General features: G+C 55.9%; 14 protein-coding genes. 9 read left to right on the forward strand and 5 right to left on the reverse strand.

Features of this window, described 5'->3' with window-relative positions; translation table 11 throughout:
- Positions 1-294 precede the first annotated feature (294 nt).
- The gene (locus AC6I8W_RS01980; RefSeq protein WP_497836765.1) at positions 295-1,566 is read left to right on the forward strand and encodes an MFS transporter; all 1,272 of its coding nucleotides are present in this window, start codon (positions 295-297) and stop codon (positions 1,564-1,566) included.
- A 70-nt stretch (positions 1,567-1,636) separates the two neighbouring features.
- Here the strand turns inward: AC6I8W_RS01980 and AC6I8W_RS01985 are convergent, their stop codons facing one another.
- Complete coding sequence (locus AC6I8W_RS01985; RefSeq protein ID WP_497836766.1) at positions 1,637-2,797, reverse strand: Gfo/Idh/MocA family protein; 1,161 nt, start codon at positions 2,795-2,797, stop codon at positions 1,637-1,639.
- A 281-nt stretch (positions 2,798-3,078) separates the two neighbouring features.
- Between AC6I8W_RS01985 and AC6I8W_RS01990 the strand changes: the two genes are divergently transcribed.
- Positions 3,079-3,945, forward strand: coding sequence for a glucosamine kinase nucleotide-binding domain-containing protein (locus AC6I8W_RS01990; protein ID WP_497838088.1), 867 nt, complete (start codon positions 3,079-3,081; stop codon positions 3,943-3,945).
- 28 nt (positions 3,946-3,973) lie between these two features.
- The gene (locus AC6I8W_RS01995; protein ID WP_480367565.1) at positions 3,974-5,095 is read left to right on the forward strand and encodes an ROK family transcriptional regulator; all 1,122 of its coding nucleotides are present in this window, start codon (positions 3,974-3,976) and stop codon (positions 5,093-5,095) included.
- A 660-nt stretch (positions 5,096-5,755) separates the two neighbouring features.
- Here AC6I8W_RS01995 and AC6I8W_RS02000 read toward each other — a convergent pair.
- Together AC6I8W_RS02000 and AC6I8W_RS02005 are read right to left on the reverse strand one after the other, a co-directional pair.
- Positions 5,756-6,847, reverse strand: coding sequence for an ABC transporter ATP-binding protein (locus AC6I8W_RS02000; RefSeq protein ID WP_497836767.1), 1,092 nt, complete (start codon positions 6,845-6,847; stop codon positions 5,756-5,758).
- 12 nt (positions 6,848-6,859) lie between these two features.
- Positions 6,860-7,459, reverse strand: coding sequence for a GNAT family N-acetyltransferase (locus AC6I8W_RS02005; RefSeq protein WP_497836768.1), 600 nt, complete (start codon positions 7,457-7,459; stop codon positions 6,860-6,862).
- Positions 7,460-7,986: 527 nt separating this feature from the next.
- Here AC6I8W_RS02005 and AC6I8W_RS02010 point away from each other — a divergent pair.
- The 4 genes from AC6I8W_RS02010 to AC6I8W_RS02025 all read left to right on the forward strand — a co-directional run bounded on the left by AC6I8W_RS02010 (position 7,987) and on the right by AC6I8W_RS02025 (position 12,464).
- Complete coding sequence (locus AC6I8W_RS02010; protein WP_497836769.1) at positions 7,987-9,327, forward strand: ABC transporter substrate-binding protein; 1,341 nt, start codon at positions 7,987-7,989, stop codon at positions 9,325-9,327.
- A gap of 45 nt (positions 9,328-9,372) precedes the next feature.
- Complete coding sequence (locus AC6I8W_RS02015) at positions 9,373-10,245, forward strand: carbohydrate ABC transporter permease (protein WP_497836770.1); 873 nt, start codon at positions 9,373-9,375, stop codon at positions 10,243-10,245.
- Entirely contained in the window at positions 10,245-11,060 is an 816-nt protein-coding gene (locus AC6I8W_RS02020) for a carbohydrate ABC transporter permease (RefSeq protein ID WP_497836771.1), read from the forward strand. The genes AC6I8W_RS02015 and AC6I8W_RS02020 overlap by 1 nt, the downstream gene beginning before the upstream one ends.
- A gap of 78 nt (positions 11,061-11,138) precedes the next feature.
- Positions 11,139-12,464: a glycoside hydrolase family 28 protein gene (locus tag AC6I8W_RS02025; protein ID WP_497836772.1), complete on the forward strand. Its 1,326-nt coding sequence runs from the start codon at positions 11,139-11,141 to the stop codon at positions 12,462-12,464.
- A gap of 115 nt (positions 12,465-12,579) precedes the next feature.
- Here AC6I8W_RS02025 and AC6I8W_RS02030 read toward each other — a convergent pair whose 3' ends face one another.
- Complete coding sequence (locus tag AC6I8W_RS02030; RefSeq protein ID WP_497836773.1) at positions 12,580-13,650, reverse strand: tartrate dehydrogenase; 1,071 nt, start codon at positions 13,648-13,650, stop codon at positions 12,580-12,582.
- A gap of 85 nt (positions 13,651-13,735) precedes the next feature.
- Between AC6I8W_RS02030 and AC6I8W_RS02035 the strand changes: the two genes are divergently transcribed.
- Positions 13,736-14,641, forward strand: coding sequence for a LysR family transcriptional regulator (locus AC6I8W_RS02035; protein ID WP_497836774.1), 906 nt, complete (start codon positions 13,736-13,738; stop codon positions 14,639-14,641).
- A 24-nt stretch (positions 14,642-14,665) separates the two neighbouring features.
- Here AC6I8W_RS02035 and AC6I8W_RS02040 read toward each other — a convergent pair whose 3' ends face one another.
- Complete coding sequence (locus AC6I8W_RS02040; RefSeq protein ID WP_497836775.1) at positions 14,666-16,177, reverse strand: sugar porter family MFS transporter; 1,512 nt, start codon at positions 16,175-16,177, stop codon at positions 14,666-14,668.
- Positions 16,178-16,837: 660 nt separating this feature from the next.
- Here AC6I8W_RS02040 and AC6I8W_RS02045 point away from each other — a divergent pair.
- Positions 16,838-18,259 carry a sodium:solute symporter family protein gene (locus AC6I8W_RS02045; RefSeq protein WP_497836776.1) on the forward strand — a complete coding sequence of 474 codons (1,422 nt, stop codon included), beginning with the start codon at positions 16,838-16,840 and terminating at the stop codon, positions 18,257-18,259.
- Position 18,260: the final 1 nt, after the last annotated feature.

The raw sequence follows: 18,260 nt of genomic DNA on the forward strand, positions 1-18,260 counted from the left end.
CTGATATAGTGATATTAGGTATTATTAATACATTAATTAACGCCTTATTGTTGCTGTCTGGTGATTTACTCTATTTCACTAATAAAAAATAAGCCTGCTAATATTCAGAGTTCTATGCGTGGACATTTTTAATATAACCAATTGTTTTTAAAGCGCACGCCTTGCCGTTGCCTGTGGCGAAAAAATCCCGCACTCTGTTGCCTGAAAAAAAAGATAAGGAAAACCTTACCGGGGTTTTTCATAAGGGTTGGCGCAACGACGCTCACCGGAACCACAATTCAGGATGGGATATATATGGCTTCACTGACATCGGCAGCGGATAGCTCGCTGCTGCGGCACCGGTCGTTTGTCGCCTTCTGGCTGGCACGCACCTGTTCCTCATTTGGTTTTCAGATGTTTTCTGTTGCCGTTAGCTGGCAAATCTACTCGCTGACCAACAGCGCAATGGCGTTGGGAATGATCGGTCTGATGCAGTTTCTGCCGTCGGTATTGCTGGCGTTACCTGCCGGGCATCTGGCGGATCAGTTTGATCGGCGGCGTATTGTGCTGCTGGGGCAACTGGTCGAATGGGGAGCGTTGCTGGCGTTAGTAGCACTGACGTTGTTCAACTGGGCGGATAAAACCGCGATCTGGAGCCTGGTATTTCTGATTGCCGTGGCGAAAGCGCTGGAGTGGCCCGCGTTATCTTCGATGCTACCCGCGCTGGTGCCACCACAGATTCTGGCACGCGCCACAGCGGCTAACGCGGTTGGCGGCCAGGCGGCGGTGATCATCGGGCCAACGCTCGGTGGCTTGCTATACGTGGCCGGGCCGGATGTCGTATACGGCGTCTCCGCGTTGTTCTATCTGTTCTCGCTGCTGCTGGTCAGTCGTATCCGCTATGAACGCCCGCCGCAGACACGTTTGCCGATGAACCTCACCAACCTGTTTGCCGGTGTGCATTTCATTCGTGAGCGCAAGGATGTGTTGGGGGTGATTTCGCTCGATTTGTTTGCGGTATTGCTGGGTGGTGCAACTGCGTTGTTACCGATCTTCGCCAAAGACATTCTGCACACCGGTCCCTGGGGACTGGGGATGTTACGTGGTGCGCCGTCGGTGGGCGCGTTGGTGGTTGGCGTATGGCTGAGTCGCCACAAGCTGGAAAAGCACGTCGGGATGATCATGTTTGGCGCAGTGGCCGGTTTTGGCGTAGCGACGCTGATCTTCGCGCTCTCCAGTCAGTTGTGGCTGTCGCTGCTGGCGCTGGCGGCACTTGGGGCATTTGATATGGTCAGCATGGTGATTCGCGGTGCGCTGGTACAGCTGGATACCCCGGACGATATGCGTGGCCGCGTCAACGCAGTAAACGCCATCTTTATTAATACCTCCAACCAATTGGGCGAGTTTGAATCCGGCATGCTGGCGGCGTGGCTGGGCGCGGTGCCTGCTGCGGCGCTGGGTGGCATTGGTACGCTGGTGGTGGTGGCGATTTGGATGACTCTTTTCCCGCATCTGCGTAAACGTCAGCGGCTGGAGAATGAAGCTATGGTGCCGCAGGCAACAAAAACCGGCCAACAGGCCGGTTAAGGGTATTGCCAGTCCGTACTGCCATGACAAAGCTCGCGATCCGGGGGGCGGCGATCGCGAGCAGTGGCCGTCAGACGGCCGCTGTTTTCCCCAGGCTGGCGTCAAATTGTTTCCAGCTTTCTGTCATATCCACCACGGTTTTCGATTTTCGCGCTTCATCGATTTTTATCGCGGTGAGTCCCGCTTCCAGCGCGTCCACCACCGTGACCTTCAGCGGCGTTCCCTGTTTAATGTGTTTCACAATTTCTTCGGCCATCAACGCATCAGCGCCATAGTGACCATCGTAAGCGTTGCCACTGTAGACCGTGTCCACTTCGCGTTCTCCGGTTCGGGCGTTATGCACGCGGAAGTAGTTGCGTACAAAGTCGCCTTCCGCCATGCCGTCGGTGCCCATCACACAGAAACGACGGAACTCATCCGGCACGTTGAGGTTGGCGTGAAAGGCGAGGGTGGCACCACCGGCGTATTCAATCAGTGCGGTCTGGTAATCGACGATATCGGCGTCGCTATCAAACACCGCGTCGGTACTTGACCAGCCGCTCGGCTTGACGTGATACAGCTCGGAATCCGCGGTAACGGCACCCTGCGGCGCGTGTTGCGGGGTAAAGGATTTACGGCCGCCAAAGCTGGCGACGCGCACCGGACGCTCCCCCATCAGTCCCTGATACAGATCGATATCGTGGCAGCATTTTTCCAGAATGTAGGGACCGGCGTATTTCTCCAGGCGACGCCAGTCACGCTGGAAGAAGGCGCCGTGGTACGGCTTGATATGTTCAGTGGCTTCGATGGAGGTGATTTCGCCGAGACGTTTGTCATCACGCGCTGCCAGCAGATCGTGATACAGCGGTGAGTAGCGCAGCACCAGGCCCACCAAAATGCGTTCGTGACCGTACTGCTGCACCAGCTGAGCCATCGCCATGGTCTGTTCTTCGTTGATCACTACCGGCTTCTCAGTGAAGACGGTATAACCCGCAGCCAGCCCCTGGCGAATATGCTCAAGGTGCATAAAGTTCGGCGAACCGACCAGCAGCAGATCAAAGCCACCATGACTCAGCAGTGCGTCGATGCTGTCGAATGCCTTGCCGGGATCGATACCGAAGGTGTGAAGATTAGGTAAACCCGCCGGAGCTGGATCGACATAACCTACGACGGAGAACTCTGTATCGGCTTTGCTGAACTCTTTCACCACATGGGAAAGACGAAAGCCAAGACCAATAATGCCCACTTTCATGTTGTACCCCTGAAGCCCGTTGCCTGTTAGCCGCCCGACCCATCAGGCTGCTGATAATCTGACCGCTAACTTATTACGGCAGAAAAACTAATGTCAATGTATATCCTGGCGTGATAAATGTGTTATTTTGTTATTTATATGATTTTTATCATTTTTATTTGATGATTTGGCTTCCATATTTATTTGTTATTGCGATTTAAGTTTTTTTACCCTATCTTTCGCACATCTATAAAGAGTCATTCCGTGCGGTGCAAAGCAGGAGGAAGCGCGTGCAGTCACTGATGCTGGGTATTGATGGTGGTGGTACGCACTGTCGTGGACGTCTCACCGACGCTCAGGGGCAGTTGCTGGCGGAAGCGCGCGGTGGGCCAGCTAATGTCTGGTCTCAGTTTGACGCAGCGATTGACGCTATCGACCGGGTGATTGACGATCTTTTCACGCAAGCCGCATTACCTACGGCTGTGCGGGCGCGAACGGTGCTGGTGGCGGGGCTGGCTGGAGCCAATGTGGCGTCTGTTAAGGCGCGACTGGAGAGCTGGCAGCCGGTTTGTCTGGCGCGCTATGTTTTCACCGATGTCGAAATCGCCTGTGCCGGTGCGCATAATGGCGCGCCAGGTGCGGTATTTATCACTGGCACCGGCAGCCAGGGCGCGGCATGGGACGGCACGCAGTTTACGCTACTCGGCGGTTGGGGCTTTGCGCTATCCGATGCGGGTTCGGGTGCGGTACTGGGCCAGCGCGCACTCCGGCTGGCGTTGTTGGCACACGAAGGCATTGTACCCGCCTCGGCGCTGACACAACGCCTCATGGCGCATTACCACAACAGTCCGGAACAGATGCTAATCTGGTCACGTCAGGCAACACCAGCTGACTGGGGGCAGGTAGTACCGGAGGTTTTCGCTGCCGCGCAGGCGGATGATGTGCATGGCACGGCGCTGATTCAGCAAACCGCCGCCGATATTGCACAAATGGTGCAGCCGCTGCTGGCACGCAGCCACGGTAATCTGGCGCTGATGGGCGGCTTAGCTAAGCCGATTCAACCCTGGCTTCCGGCGGAGATCGCGGCCCTGCTGGTGCCGCCGCAGGGGGACGCGCTGAGTGGCGCAATTCGGCTCGCCAGCCAATTCAGCCAGAGCCAACCCGCATAACCTTTTCATTCTGCTGATAAAGAGAACCATGATCGCTCCGAACGTAACCGCCCGTATTCTGCGACTGATTGTCGAAAATGCACCCATCAGCCAGTCCGATCTTAAAGTGCGCAGCGGCCTGAGCATGTCAACGGTCTCGCAGGCGACCAATCGCCTGCTGACGGGCGGCATTGTGCAGGAGCTGGGGCTGCGACGTGTCTCGATGGGACGCCCGAAAACCCTGCTCGGTCTCAATCCTGACCACGCCAGCGTGGTGGGTATCCAGCTCAATGCTGAACGCAATCTGATCGTACTGACGGACCTTGGCGGCAACATTATCGGTGAGCAGCAGATGCCTTCCGGCGCGATGACGCCCAAACAGTTGGGTGATGCTCTGGCGAAATTTCTGCGTGGTGTTGAGGGCAAGAAAGTGGGCGCGATTGGCCTGGCGCTCTCCGGCCTGGTGGACGCCAGTAATGGCTATTGCGTTCGTTCGCGGGTGCTGGACTGGGACAATGTCCCGATTGCCCGACTGCTGGAAGAACGCTTCTCGCTGCCGGTATTTATCGAAAACGACGCCAACGCGTTAGCCATGGCGGCGCTGGTATTTGGTCAACTCGGCCATGCGCAATCGGCGATTATCGCCACCTTTGGTAAAGGGATTGGTGCCGGGATTCTGCTCGATCGCCAGCTCTATCGTGGGCGTCATGGCAAAGCGGGGGAGATTGGTAATGCCCTGCTGGGTGATGGCTCCGAACGCCTGCTGGAAGATGTTGCCTCATCGCAGGCGATTCTGCACCGGGTGGCTGCCACGCTGAAAGATGAGGTGCCGCAGGCGCTGCGCGACCTCGATATGCGCCCGACACCGGAAGTGTTGAGTGCGTTGGCGGAAGCCGGACATCAGTTGGGCATGTCGCTGGCGAACCTGTCGATTGCCTACGACCCGGACGTGGTCTATCTGGCGATGGAGCCACAGATGGCGTCGCGGATCCTGCTGGACCATATCACCCAGAGTTTCCAGAACTATCGGCTGAAATTGACGCCGCATATGACGCCGTTGCAGTTCCTTACTGAATCTAATCGGATGTGGGCGCAGGGCGCGGCGGGTTTTGCGGTGAATAAGTTGTTGGATTTGTTGGCCGCGCAGGCGGATGAAGAGATCGCGTCTTAAATCTGCGATAACCGATGTTCAACTGAGCGGGTTTCGTTCGCCTCGGGCTGATGCAGTTTCAGCTCGCCGGTGCGGCGACCGAGCAAAGGGTGCCTGGCCGCACCCTTTGCAATCCCGGGCCTCGCGCCAGCCTCCCTCGCCGCTGCGCGGTGCCTTCGCTCATTCACGCTGCCGACGGACCGGCGTCGATTCGCTCCTGCTCAACGCCGCCTTTCGCCGCATCCATGCGGCTCATCCTGGCAGCATTCATTCGCTCAGCGAGTCTGGATGGCGCCCCACCCACCGCTGCAAAACCTGTGCTTTGCCGTCTCTTTCTTTTTGCTTTGCGTTTTTTATTTATTGTTTTTCCTGCGGTCTTGCAGACGGTGGGGTGGGCGGCATCCATAGCGCCGAGCGCAGAGGGAAGGCCAGGCCGAGCCGCATGGATGCGGCGAGAGAGCGGAATGAGCCATGGATGGCGAATCCGCGCGTGCCGTGCGGCCTGAGTGATAAGCGAGGGGACAGCGCTATGCGCTGCGCGAGGACGCCGCAGGGCGCGGATTGTTAAGGCCCGCGCCCTCGGGCCTTAACCCGTCCGCCTGCACGATGCAGCTGAAACTACCTAATGTCTGGCGGGCGGAACCTTCTCGGTGTCATCCCGCACCAGCAGCCAGGACACACTCACCGCACCCGCATCCCCTGCTCATCAAACAACAAACAACTCCCGGCATCCAACTGATAGCGCATCGGTTCCCCGATCACATGATCAGCGACGTGCCGCTCCTCAATCACCAGCAGACGCTCCTGCCCGACATCCAGATAGAGATAATTGGTATGCCCCAGCATCTCGCTGAACGACAACGGTGCACTAAAACTCAGTGGCGCATCAGCTGCGCTGGCAAGCTGAAAATGCTCAGGCCGCACTCCCAGCGTCACTTTCTGCCCCTCACGGCAGGTCGCTGCCAGCTTCAGGGTTAACGCATGAATCCCCAACGATGGCACGCGCAGCTGCACCTGGCCGGGTGCCAGCGCCGCTACTTCAGCCGGTAAAAAGTTCATCTTCGGCGAGCCAATAAACCCGGCGACAAACAGGTTATCCGGGTCGCGATACAACTCCAACGGTGCACCAACTTGCTCAATCTGCCCCTTACGCAGCACCACGATACGGTCGGCCAGCGTCATCGCTTCCAGCTGATCATGGGTGACGTAAATCATGGTATTGCCGAGTGAAGCGTGCAGGCGAGCGATCTCAATACGCATCTGCAAACGCAATTCGGCGTCAAGGTTCGACAGCGGTTCATCAAACAGGAAAATGCGCGGATGGCGAATAATGGCACGGCCTATCGCCACACGTTGCCGCTGCCCGCCTGACAAGGCGCGTGGCAGGCGATCCAGTAATTCCGTTAAATGCAGACGCTCGGCGGTTTGGCGTATTGCCTGTTCAATCTCCGCTTTCGGGCGTTTCATCACCTCCAATGGATAGGCGAGGTTGCCGCGTACCGTCATGTTTGGGTAGAGCGCGTACGACTGAAACACCATCGCGATGCCACGCTCGGTAGCGGGTTGATGCGTCATATCAGCCCCCTCAATCAGCAGCTTACCGTCGCTGATTTCCTCCAGCCCGGCAATCATGCGTAACAGCGTCGATTTACCGCAGCCGGAAGGGCCAACAAACACCACAAACTCTCCGCTGTTGATGGTGAGATCGATACCGTGAATCACGTTCACGTTCTCATAGGATTTCTTAACGCTTTGCAGATGCAGGCTGGTCATGCTGTGTCTCGCTTAAAGTAACTGGCCCATATAGATGGCGTTGCTGCGCACGATCGGTGTGAAGCCGAGGCGCTGATAGAAACCGCACACCTGCTCGTTTTGCAGACTGACGCCAAGATGTACGCCGGAAACACCGGCCTGACGCAGCAGCGTCAGTAACTGCTCAATCAGCTTGCGGCCCCAGCCGCCTTGCTGTGCCGCAGGTAGCAGATTGATATGCAGATGCGCGGGCCATTGGCTTACCAACTGCTCGGCGGCGGCATCCGGCTGGCGGATGGCATCCAGTACTTTGCTGTCGAGTGGTGCACTGGCGGGCGTCGCACGATATTGCGCCTGCAACATTGGCCACCATTGTTGATTGAGGATCGCCTCAAATGCCCGCGTGTCCGGTACCGCCACCGCGTAACCGACCACCTCACCCTGCTGTTCCAGCACCAGGGCAAACTCAGGGACGAAGCGCGCGTAGGGGATCACAAAACGCAGGCCCGGCAGGGCGGGATCGGAATAGAGCGCAGTGGCGTCTTTACCCGCGTTGGCGGTTTCTAAGCAAATACGCGAGAGCGCGGGAAAATCTGCTGCGGTGGCGTGGCGAATAACACCTTCAGCCGTCATGGTGGAGCCTCTGTGGTCAGGAGATGAACAGTTTTTACGGTAATGAAAGCTGACTTAGTTTTCAAGGTGTAATAATTGCGTCATCCCGCAAAGCCAGAAAGAAACATAACCGCAGCGCATGACGGGGAGATGGCTACCGGGCCAGGCAGCGCTGGCTGGCCCTTGTTGCATGGGCCTTGCGCCCATTTATCTCCCTTTCCTTGCCATAACTATACGATTTTCATATGTTCTATCAGTGGCTTAATGGCTAGAAAAATTACGAGTGATTTATGCTGTTCATCATCAAGGCCAGACGGATTACTGCCGATTTTTGCTGAATTAAGCAGCATTCCCTGCTGATCAGCGGGCTTTTCTTCTCACTTTTTGCACTGCATCACAGAGCAAAAATTCCACGCTGCGTAGGTTTGACTTTCTTTTATTCATAAAGTAAGTATGGATAAGCGCGTTATTTCTGCTGAATCAACCTGCGGGATCTGCGGGTGTCGAGATGAAGGGATGCCAGTCATCTGTTGGAGAAACCGAGCATTATGTGTGAGTCAACCGTACGTTCGCAGTACTTCCATCGCTCTCTGCGCACCCTGTCTTGTCTGGTTTCCGCTGGGATACTGCTCGGCGCATCAATGGCGCAGGCCGCCAGCGTGACCCTGAACGAATGGGACATTTATAACTATCCGCAGCAGACCGAAGCGGTGGATCAGGCGATTAAAGTGTTCCAACAGCAGAATCCCGGAATTGTTATCCAGCGTTCAGTGCACTCCTTTGAAGATACCCGTATCCCACTCAAGCTGGCGCTGACTGCCGGTGATGGCCCACAGATCGCCCAGGTCAATCAGGGCGGTGGCGATATGGGATCGCTGGTGAAAGACAAACTGCTCTGGCCGCTGGATGATTACGCCAAAACCTATGGCTGGACCACCCGCTTCCCGGATTCGATTTTGAAACGCAACCGCTGGTCCGATACGCAGGATTTCGGCAGCGGCAAGTTGTATGGCGTTGCCAGCCTCGGCGAAATGGTTGGCTTGTACTACAACAAAGCGCTGCTGGATAAAGCCGGTATTGCGGTGCCGAAAACCCTGCCGGAGCTGGAACAGGCGATGGAAAAACTGAAAGCGCAGGGCACTGCGCCGATGATGCTGGGTCTGCTGGACGGTAATATGGGGCAGCAACTGCTGAGCACCCTTTGGGAAGCGCAGATTGAAAGCAGCGACCGCAAAAAACTGGATGACCTGATTTACGACGTCGGCGGCACCTTTAAAGATGACAAATTAGTCAAAGCCGCCAACATGATGAAAAGCTGGAATGACAAAGGTTACTTCTTCCCCGGTTTCCAGGGCATTGGTCATGACGATGCTGCTACGCTGTTCCAGAATGGCCAGGCAGCCTTCCTGGTAAGCGGCACCTGGTATCTCGGTCAGTTCAAAGACAACAAAGATATTCACTTTGCGGCAATGCCGATGGGTGAGGGCGTGCAGCATGCGTTAATGGTCGGCGGTACTGACCTGGCGTTCTCCATCACCAGCACGGCGAAAAGCAAAGAACAGCAGGACGCCGCCGCGAAGTTTATCGATTACATCGTGTCAGATGAGATGGCGAACCGCTGGCTGAAAGTCGGCTTCCTGCCAGCCAGCGCCAGCAAAAACGCGCAAATCCCATCGGATAATCCGCTGCTGGCGGAAACCTATCAGGTGTGGGTGACACTCAATGAACACGATGGCCTTGGTCACTACGTTGACTGGGCGACACCGACCATGAATGCCGAGCTGAACCAGAACGTGCAGTTGCTGCTGGCGGGACGTCAAACCGCTGACCAGATGGTCACCAACTTTGACAACAACTATCAACGTTACCTGAAAACCCTTAAGCACTGATAAATCCGGTCCGGCAGCGATGCCGGACCGCAAGCGAGTAAGGTTATGCTGAACAAATCTGCCTGGCGCAATGCGCTCTATCTGCTGCCCGCGGTGCTGGTGTACGCGGTCTTTCTGTTGCTGCCGCTGCTGGCGTCGCTGGGCATCAGTTTTACCGAGTGGGACGGCACCTCGATGCCGATCTTTACCGGCATCAGCAACTATATGCGCATGTTCAGCGACCCGGTGTTCTGGGTGGCGCTGGGCAATAATGCGCTGTTGATGTTGTTCTACACCCTGTTACCGATTGGCATCGGGCTGCTGCTGTGCAGCTTCCTGTATGAAACGCGCAGCAACAAGGAGCGCAGCCTGCTGCGTATCTTCTTCTTTCTGCCTTATATCATGCCGATGGCGGTACTTGGCGTGGTGTGGCGCTGGCTGTATAACCCGGCATTTGGCCCGATTGACCAGTTTCTGCGCGCCATCGGTTTGCCGCAACTGGCGATCTCCTGGCTGGGAGACTTCACCTGGGCGCTTCCTGCCGTAGGCTTTGTTGCCACCTGGTACTTCTTTGGTTTTTGTCTGGTGCTGTTTATGGCTGGCCTACAACGGATGGACCCATCGCTGCTGGAAGCGGCGGATCTGGACGGCTCCTCGCGGCGGCAGAAATTTATGCGTATCACGCTGCCGTCATTGCGCCCGGAGCTGCGCATTGCCTTGCTGCTGACGGTGATCGCCAGCCTGAAAGCCTTTGACCTGGTATATGTGATGACCCAGGGCGGACCGGGCACGGCGACGATGGTGACCAACATCTTTATGTATAAGCAGGGCTTTGACCTGCACTACTTCGGCTACGCCTCGGCAGTGGCGGTGTTCAGTATGATGATTGTGTTGTTGATCAACGCGTTAATTCACTTTGTTATTCGGGAGCGTCACTGATGCGTGGCACGCCAGTTGTTTCTCGTGCGCTTATCTGGATGGTCGCGCTGATGACCATCCTGCCATTTTTGATGGCGCTGATGACCTCATTCAAAACCCAGATGGAGCTGTTCCAGGGGGTGTTTACCCTGCCCTCTTCGCTCAACTTTAAAAATTACGTCACCGCCTGGCAGCAGGGCCATTTCAACGTTTACTTTATGAACTCGGTGCTGGTGGTGATCCCGGTGGTGATTTGCAGCATCCTGCTGGGCATTCTGGCCGGTTTTGGTTTCGCCTGGTTAAAGATCCCCGGCAAAAAGGTGATCGCCGCGTTACTCGCTCTGGGCATGGTGTTGCCCAGTGAAGCCTTTATTATCCCGCTGTACCACGAGTTGCGCTGGATGGGGCTGACCAATACTTATCTGGCGTTGATCCTGCCGCAGATTGCGCTGTCGTTACCCTTTACCACCCTGATGATCGCCACGGCGTTGCAACAGGTGCCGCGCGAACTGGTGGAGGCGTCGGTGATGGATGGGGCATCGCGGCGCAAAATTTTGTGGGGCCTTCTGGTGCCCGCTATCTGGCCGACGCTGTCAACGCTGGCGCTGCTGCTGTTTATCTGGACATGGAACGAATTCCTGATCCCGCTGATTCTGGTCAACAAGGACGAGTTGCGCACCTTGCCGATTGGCATGATGTTTTTCCAGAACAAAAACACCATCGATATTCCGGTACTGATGGCTGGCGCGATGATCGTGATCCTGCCGCTGGTGGCGGTGTTCCTGGTGTTCCAGCGCAAATTTATCAGTGGCGTGACCGAAGGCGCAGTGAAATAAGCGCCTTGTCCATCAGCGAAAGGTTTTCGCGCCGTGTGCATGCTGCAATGGTCTTACGCTGCAACTCAGGAGAACCGCATGCACCTTTCACTGGTTGATTTTCACCCCGTCGCGGATGGTGAAACCCTCGATACCGACTGTTTTCAACGCGCTCTGGATCAACTGGCGCAGCAGGGTGGCGGTACGCTGTCGGTGCCGCCGGGTCGCTATCGCCTCGGTACCCTCACGCTGGGTTCGCATCTCCACCTGCATCTGGCGGCGGGGGCCACCTTACTCGCCAGCCAACGTGTGGAGGATTATCAACACTGCCTGGCGCAGAGTCAGGCTGAACTGTCGCAGCATGTGCTGCTGTATGCGGTCGGTCAGCGCAATATCAGCATCAGCGGCAAAGGGGTGATTGATGGCGACGGTGAAGCCTGGTTTGCCGCCGAGAAGGATGAGCAGGGTTATCGCCTGCCGCGTCCGCAGCGCCCACGTATCATCGTGTTTGAAGATTGTGAACAGGTGACGCTACAGGAATTCACTATTGTGCAGGCACCGATGTGGACCGTCCATCTGGTGAGCTGCCGCCATGTGCACATCGATCACCTGACCATTGATAACGCCATGACCATGCCCAACACTGACGCGCTGGATATCGACAGCTGCGAAGCGGTGTTTGTCAGCAACAGCTACCTGAGTGCGGCAGATGACGCCATCTGCATCAAAACCACGCAAAAACCCGCCCACCTGCGACGCGCGGCGCGCCAGATTATGATCAGTAATTGCCAGCTACGTTCCTGGAGCTGCGCGTTCAAGATTGGCACGGAAACCTTTGATGATGTGGAAGATGTCACGGTCAGCGGCTGCACCATTTTCGACTCCAACCGGGCGATTGGCTTGCTGTCGCGCGATGGCGGCAATTTCCGCCGTCTGTTGTTCAGCAATCTGACGCTGGCCTGCCACCTTGCGCCACCCTGCCACTGGGGCAAAGCCGATGCGCTGTTTGCCTCGGTGCGCCCCCGTGATCCGGCGATCGCTCCGGGCATGATCGAACAGCTGCAATTCAGCAACGTCAGCGGCGTGATGGAAGGGGCAATTAACCTGCATAGCGAGGTGGCGGGACAGATCCGCGAGGTGATGCTGAGTAACGTGCAGTTGCGCCAGGTGGCAGCAGAAGGGCAGGGATATTACGATGTGCGCCCGCCGTGTAATCCTGAATCACCAACCGGGATGGGACTGGATAATGCCTACAAGTTGGATAGCGAGACCGGGCAGGCATTTGGGGTTGCCGCTTATCCACATGGCCTGCCGGGCGTGTTTGCGCGCGGGGTGGAGAATCTGCAATTGCACAACGTCACCATTGTGCGCCCGCAGCCTTTGCCAGCAGGCTGGCATAGCGAAACGGTGCAGATTCTGCCGTAACGGTGACGGATATTGCGCGATAAATCGCGCCGCTACGGTAACATCATGAAATCACGCCGCGACGATAACATCGCGCCCTGTGGTAGCGGCGCGATTTATCGCGCAGATTTTTCGGTTACAGCGCGGCGGCAATCGCTGCGCCCAGATCCTCGGTTGATGCCTTGCCGCCCAGATCCCGCGTCAGGCTAGTGCCCGCCGCCAGCGTACGTTCAATGGCATCCAGCACCGCCGCACCGGCTTCTGCATAGCCCAAATGCTCCAGCATCATTGCGCCACACCAAATCTGTCCGATCGGGTTGGCGATGCCTTTGCCCGCGATATCTGGCGCCGAGCCGTGTACCGGTTCGAACAGGCTGGGGAACTTCCCTTCCGGGTTGATATTGGCCGAAGGCGCGATGCCGATGGTGCCGGTACAGGCTGGGCCGAGATCCGACAGGATATCGCCAAACAGGTTGCTCGCCACTACTACATCGAACCAGTCCGGGTGCAGCACAAAATTAGCGGTCAGAATATCGATATGATATTTATCGACTTTAATTTCCGGGTAGCTGGCTGACATCGCTTCCACGCGGCTGTCCCAGTACGGCATGGTAATGGCGATACCGTTAGATTTGGTCGCCGAGGTCAGGTGTTTTTTCGGTCGCTTCTGCGCCAGCTCGTAGGCAAATTTCAGGATGCGATCGACGCCGGTACGGGTCATCACTGTCTCCTGAATCACCACTTCACGCTCGGTGCCAGGGAACATGGTGCCGCCGACGCTGGAGTACTCACCTTCGGTGTTTTCACGTACCACGTAGAAATCGATATCGCCCGGTTGACGATTCGCCAGTGGTGCTTTGACGCCCGGCATCAGACGGACCGGACGCAGGTTAACGTATTGATCGAACTCGCGGCGGAACTGCAACAATGATCCCCACAGCGAAACATGATCCGGAACGACATCCGGCCAGCCGACCGCGCCGAAGTAGATCGCATCAAAGGTTTGCAGAGTGGCAAACCAGTCATCCGGTAACATCTTGCCGTGCTGCTGCCAGTACTCGGCGCTGGCAAAATCAAACCATTGCCACTCCAGCGGAATATTGAATTTTTTTGCTGCCGCGTCCATCACGCGGATGCCTTCCGGCATCACTTCCTTACCAATGCCATCGCCAGGGATGACGGCGATTTTAAATGTTTTGCCGTTCATAGGGTCTCTCGCAGGTTGCTGTTGATGTTCTGCCCGCAGTATAACTTTGCATCATGGGGAAATAATTAGCCTGAGCAGCAAGCCAATGTTGAATAAAAGTAGAGAATCGCGCACTTCCACCGACGACCTGGCGTTTTTCGTGCGCATCGCCACCCTCGGTAGCCTGACGGCCGCGGCGCGCGAGCTGGGGCTATCGTTACCGGCAGTGAGCAAACGCCTGAGCCAGCTGGAGTTGCGGCTGGGGGTACAATTGCTACGTCGTACCACACGGCGGCTGGAACTGACACCGGAAGGCAAACGTTATCTGGAGGGAGCGCGTCCACTGCTGGATCAACTGGCGGAATTGGAAGAGTCAGTCAGCAGCCAGACGGCGGTGTTGCGCGGTTCACTGAATATCAATGCGTCATTTGGGTTCGGTCGCCGCCATGTTGCGCCGCTGGTATCGCGTTTTGCAGCGTTGCACCCGGAGTTGTCGCTCAGCCTGCAACTTAGCAGCCAGCCGCTAAGTTTCCTCGATGCGCACATCGATATCGATATCCGAGTCGGCGAGCCGCCGGATGCACGTCTGATGGCACGTAAGCTGCGTACCAATCCGCGTGTACTGTGCTGTGCCCCTGCCTATGCAGCACGCTGCGGCCTGCCCGACAGCGTGGCGGCGCTGGCACAACATAACTGCATTTTGCTGCGTCAGTACGAAAGCGATTTTGCCTTGTGGCGACTGACGGATGGCAGGCAACAAGTGACGCAAAAGGTGCGCGGCACTCTGGTCACCAATGACGGCGAGGTGGCGATGCAGCTGGCGCAGGACGGGCATGGTATTTTGCTGCGTTCGTGGTGGGATGCGCAGCACAGCATCAACAGTGGCGAGTTGTTGCATGTGTTGCCCGACTGGAGTGCGCCAGACGGCGATATCTTTGCCGTCTGGCAGCCGCAGCGTCAACTGCCGGTGCGTATCAGCGCCTTTGTGGAGTTTTTGCAGCAGACGTTATAAAGGCACATTCCATAACGACGCGATTTATCGCGCGGGTTTTGAATCTACCGCCTGACGATGGCGCTGCTGAATCGGGTAAAAGTCCCCCTCTTTCAGCGAGGTTTCTATTTCCTCCAGCGAGCGGCCTTTGGTTTCCGGCATCAGGAAGTAAACAAAGACAAAGCCAAGCAGATTAAGCAGCGCGTAGAACCACATCGCCCCGCCGATGCCCAGCCAGTTGACCATTGACAGCGCCGTCGCGGTCAGCAGCAGGTTAGACCCCCACAGCATCCCGGCGTGCAGGCTGGTCGCTTTTTCACGAATGCCCAGCGGATAGAGTTCCGATCCCATCAGCCAACCAATCACCTGAATACCGCCAGAGTTAAACACCATAAAACCAAACAGGCAGATGACGATCAGCCAGCTATGGCCACCGCCGTGTGCATCAAGACGGAACACCGCGCCCAGCAGCACCAGGCTGAGGATCGCCCCCGGCATCATCCACAGGGTGAGGGCGCGACGGCCAACATGGTCAACCAGCAGTTTGCCGATCACCGTTAATGTCAGGTAAATCACCGCCACACCCAGCGCCGAATACAGCGCCGTATCCCGGCTGAATCCGGCATTGGTGAGGAAGGTAGGGGTGTAGTAGATCATCATTTCAATGCCGGAAAGCTGGGTAAACGCGGCAATACCCAGCCCGACCAGCAATGCCGGGCGCAGCCAGGGTTGCTTCAGGTCGCGCCAGCTGGCGCTGGTTTTGCGTTCCACTTTGTCATGCACGCGCTGAATCGCACGAATCTCCTGACGCACCTGTTTTTCGCTGTCGCGTACCGTATCCAGCGCCAGATGCGCCTCTTTCAACCGCTTCTGGCTTACCAGCCAGCGCGGGCTTTCCGGCAGTGGCAGCATTCCCAGCAGCAGAATTACCGCCGGGATGGCGGCCACGGCAAACATGGTGCGCCAGCTCCAGATATCCTGCATAAAGGTACCAACCAGCGCAGCAGTGACAATGCCGACACCAATCGAGATATTGAAGAAAGTCACCAGACGGCCACGACGATCCGGGGGAGCCAGCTCGGCGATATACACCGGGACGATCTGTGACGCGCCTCCGACCGCGAAGCCAAGCACCAGACGTGCCACGCCCAGCCACACTGCGTTGGGCGACAACCCGGAGCCAATCACGCCGACGGCGAAAATCGCCGCGACAATCATCACCGTATAACGGCGGCCCAACTGGCTGGAGAGCCGTCCGCAACTGAGTGCGCCAATCACCGCGCCGACCAGAATGGCGCTGGTGACTAACTCCTGCGCATGAGACGAGAGCTGGAAATCATGGGTTATCTGCAACAGCGCGCCGGAAATAATGCCGGTGTCATAGCCATAAAGAAATCCGGCAATGGCGGCGATGGCGGTTGCTGTCAATAAAAAGGCATCTGCGCTGAGGAAGCGGTTGTTCTCTTCGCTGGCGCTGGCGGATAACTTTTCATTGTCAGCCTGTGCAGACGTGGGTTTCGGCGAATATCGCCAGGCGTTATTTTCTGATTCAGGCATAGTATTCCTTGCAGATGAATGACGTTATTTTTTATGCAGGGTTACAGTGCGGCCGAAATAATCGGCATTCACTCCTTGGTATTATTTTTAAGGTTTAAAGATATAGCATGACATGTGACCTGTGTCACATTTATGCGGTGAGTTATTAATCGGTTGAACCCAATTTAAAACAAATAAATGGGCGTAATTTTAATGCAATGCATTGTTTTTGTTTGTTTTATTTTTTGTGATTTTATTATGTTCTGAATTTCTCTGTTCGGTATTCTTGTTCTTTGCTAAATAAAAATAATCACTCCGTTTCGGACGGAATAATATCTCCTTATCCGAGCTATTCACAGAAAATATCACTGCTGTGTCGAAGATGTTATATGTTCGCTTGTTACCGTATCCCTCACACCGCTACGAGAATGATGCTTTGATTGTATTCAATCATATTTGACTATCTGTGAGCATGATCAAACAAATTTATCCCACTATCACTTATAAAGTAGCCCTGTAAGTGCGTAATCTTGCGCGTTTTTGAGCGATATAAATCATTTTATCTTTGGCGGTAGCGCCCGGTGCACAGACACCAGACACAATAATTGTCGCTATCCCAGTTATAACGGCGCGCGTGAAGCCCAGCGCCTGCCACGACCCTACGTTATCGATGAGGCTGAAATGAAACAATTCTCTGCAGAAGGGATGGTGATTATTGTCGGGATTGTGATCGCATATATCCTGTTTACCACCTGGCTGACCTGGCGTTTACGCAGTAAAAATACCGGCGATTTTATGGCTGGATCGCGCGCAATGCCGGCGTTTATTGTCGGGGTGATGCTGATGTCAGAATATATCGGTGCCAAATCCACTATCGGCACCGCCCAGGCCGCCTTTGAGGATGGCTTTGCCGCCTCCTGGTCGGTGATTGGTGCGGCGATTGGTTTCCCGTTGTTTGGTATGTTGCTGGTCAAACGTATTTATAACACCGGGAAAATTACTATCTCCGGCGCGATTGCCGAGCGTTACGGTAACTCGACCAAAAACATCATTTCGCTGATCATGATTTATGCGCTGCTGCTGGTGAACGTGGGTAACTACGTCAGCGGCGCTGCGGCCATTTCCACAGTGCTGAATCTGGATCTCACCACTGCCGCCTTTATCACGGCGGTGGTCAGTACCTTTTATTTTATGTTTGGTGGCATGAAAGGTATCGCCTGGGTGACGCTGCTGCATAGCGGACTGAAATATATCGGGATTATGATTATTCTCGGCGTTGCGCTGCATATGACCGGCGGTGTCAGCCCGATGATTAAACAGATGCCGCACTTCTACTGGACCTGGGATGGCAACGTCGGCGGTAGCACCATTTTTGCGTGGCTGATCGGCACCATCGGTTCCATCTTCTGCACCCAATTTGTGATTCAGGCCATTGCCTCCACCAAAAGCGCCGCCTCAGCCAAGCGCGCCACCTGGGTTGCGTTCTTCTTTTGTATGCCGATTGCTATCGCCATCGCGCTGATTGGCGTGGCGGCGAAATTTCTCCATCCCGATATCAAAAGCCTGTATGCACTGCCGGTGTTTTTACAGGATATGAGCCCGTGGCTGGCCGGAATTGTCACCACCTCGCTGGTGGCCTCGATTTTCGTCAGCGTCAGCACCGTGGCACTGGCGATTGCCTCGCTGGTGGTGAAAGATTTTTATGTCCCATACCGTAACCCGACGCCGGATCGTGAATTCCGTATGACACGCTGGCTGTCGCTGGTGATTGGTTTCCTGCCGCTGATCTTCGTATTGTTCGTGCCTGAAGTGCTGAAGTTGTCGTTCTTCACCCGTGCCATCCGTTTGTCGATTTCGGTGGTCGCCATCATTGCCTTCTACCTGCCATTCTTTAAAAGCACGCGTGGGGCGAATGCCGGTTTGATCGCCGCTTGTGTGGTGACGTCGGCGTGGTATTTGCTGGGCGATCCCTTTGGTATCAATAACATGTATGTGGCGCTGATCACCCCGGCGATTGTGATGGTGATTGATCGCCTGATCCCGTCGCGCCAGGTACAGGATAAAAACGCCCCGAAACGAACTATGCAAAACAGTGGAGCCTGAT

Source organism: Pantoea sp. X-Soil-TKNS-1211 (genome assembly GCF_059730495.1).

What these genes read in the sequence shown, in the direction of transcription:
- AC6I8W_RS01980 (WP_497836765.1), top strand. Translation starts at nt 295, where the DNA reads ATGGCTTCACTGACATCGGCAGCGGATAGCTCGCTGCTGCGGCACCGG.
- AC6I8W_RS01985 (WP_497836766.1), bottom strand. Translation starts at nt 2,797, where the DNA reads ATGAAAGTGGGCATTATTGGTCTTGGCTTTCGTCTTTCCCATGTGGTG.
- AC6I8W_RS01990 (WP_497838088.1), top strand. Translation starts at nt 3,079, where the DNA reads ATGCTGGGTATTGATGGTGGTGGTACGCACTGTCGTGGACGTCTCACC.
- AC6I8W_RS01995 (WP_480367565.1), top strand. Translation starts at nt 3,974, where the DNA reads ATGATCGCTCCGAACGTAACCGCCCGTATTCTGCGACTGATTGTCGAA.
- AC6I8W_RS02000 (WP_497836767.1), bottom strand. Translation starts at nt 6,847, where the DNA reads ATGACCAGCCTGCATCTGCAAAGCGTTAAGAAATCCTATGAGAACGTG.
- AC6I8W_RS02005 (WP_497836768.1), bottom strand. Translation starts at nt 7,459, where the DNA reads ATGACGGCTGAAGGTGTTATTCGCCACGCCACCGCAGCAGATTTTCCC.
- AC6I8W_RS02010 (WP_497836769.1), top strand. Translation starts at nt 7,987, where the DNA reads ATGTGTGAGTCAACCGTACGTTCGCAGTACTTCCATCGCTCTCTGCGC.
- AC6I8W_RS02015 (WP_497836770.1), top strand. Translation starts at nt 9,373, where the DNA reads ATGCTGAACAAATCTGCCTGGCGCAATGCGCTCTATCTGCTGCCCGCG.
- AC6I8W_RS02020 (WP_497836771.1), top strand. Translation starts at nt 10,245, where the DNA reads ATGCGTGGCACGCCAGTTGTTTCTCGTGCGCTTATCTGGATGGTCGCG.
- AC6I8W_RS02025 (WP_497836772.1), top strand. Translation starts at nt 11,139, where the DNA reads ATGCACCTTTCACTGGTTGATTTTCACCCCGTCGCGGATGGTGAAACC.
- AC6I8W_RS02030 (WP_497836773.1), bottom strand. Translation starts at nt 13,650, where the DNA reads ATGAACGGCAAAACATTTAAAATCGCCGTCATCCCTGGCGATGGCATT.
- AC6I8W_RS02035 (WP_497836774.1), top strand. Translation starts at nt 13,736, where the DNA reads ATGTTGAATAAAAGTAGAGAATCGCGCACTTCCACCGACGACCTGGCG.
- AC6I8W_RS02040 (WP_497836775.1), bottom strand. Translation starts at nt 16,177, where the DNA reads ATGCCTGAATCAGAAAATAACGCCTGGCGATATTCGCCGAAACCCACG.
- AC6I8W_RS02045 (WP_497836776.1), top strand. Translation starts at nt 16,838, where the DNA reads ATGAAACAATTCTCTGCAGAAGGGATGGTGATTATTGTCGGGATTGTG.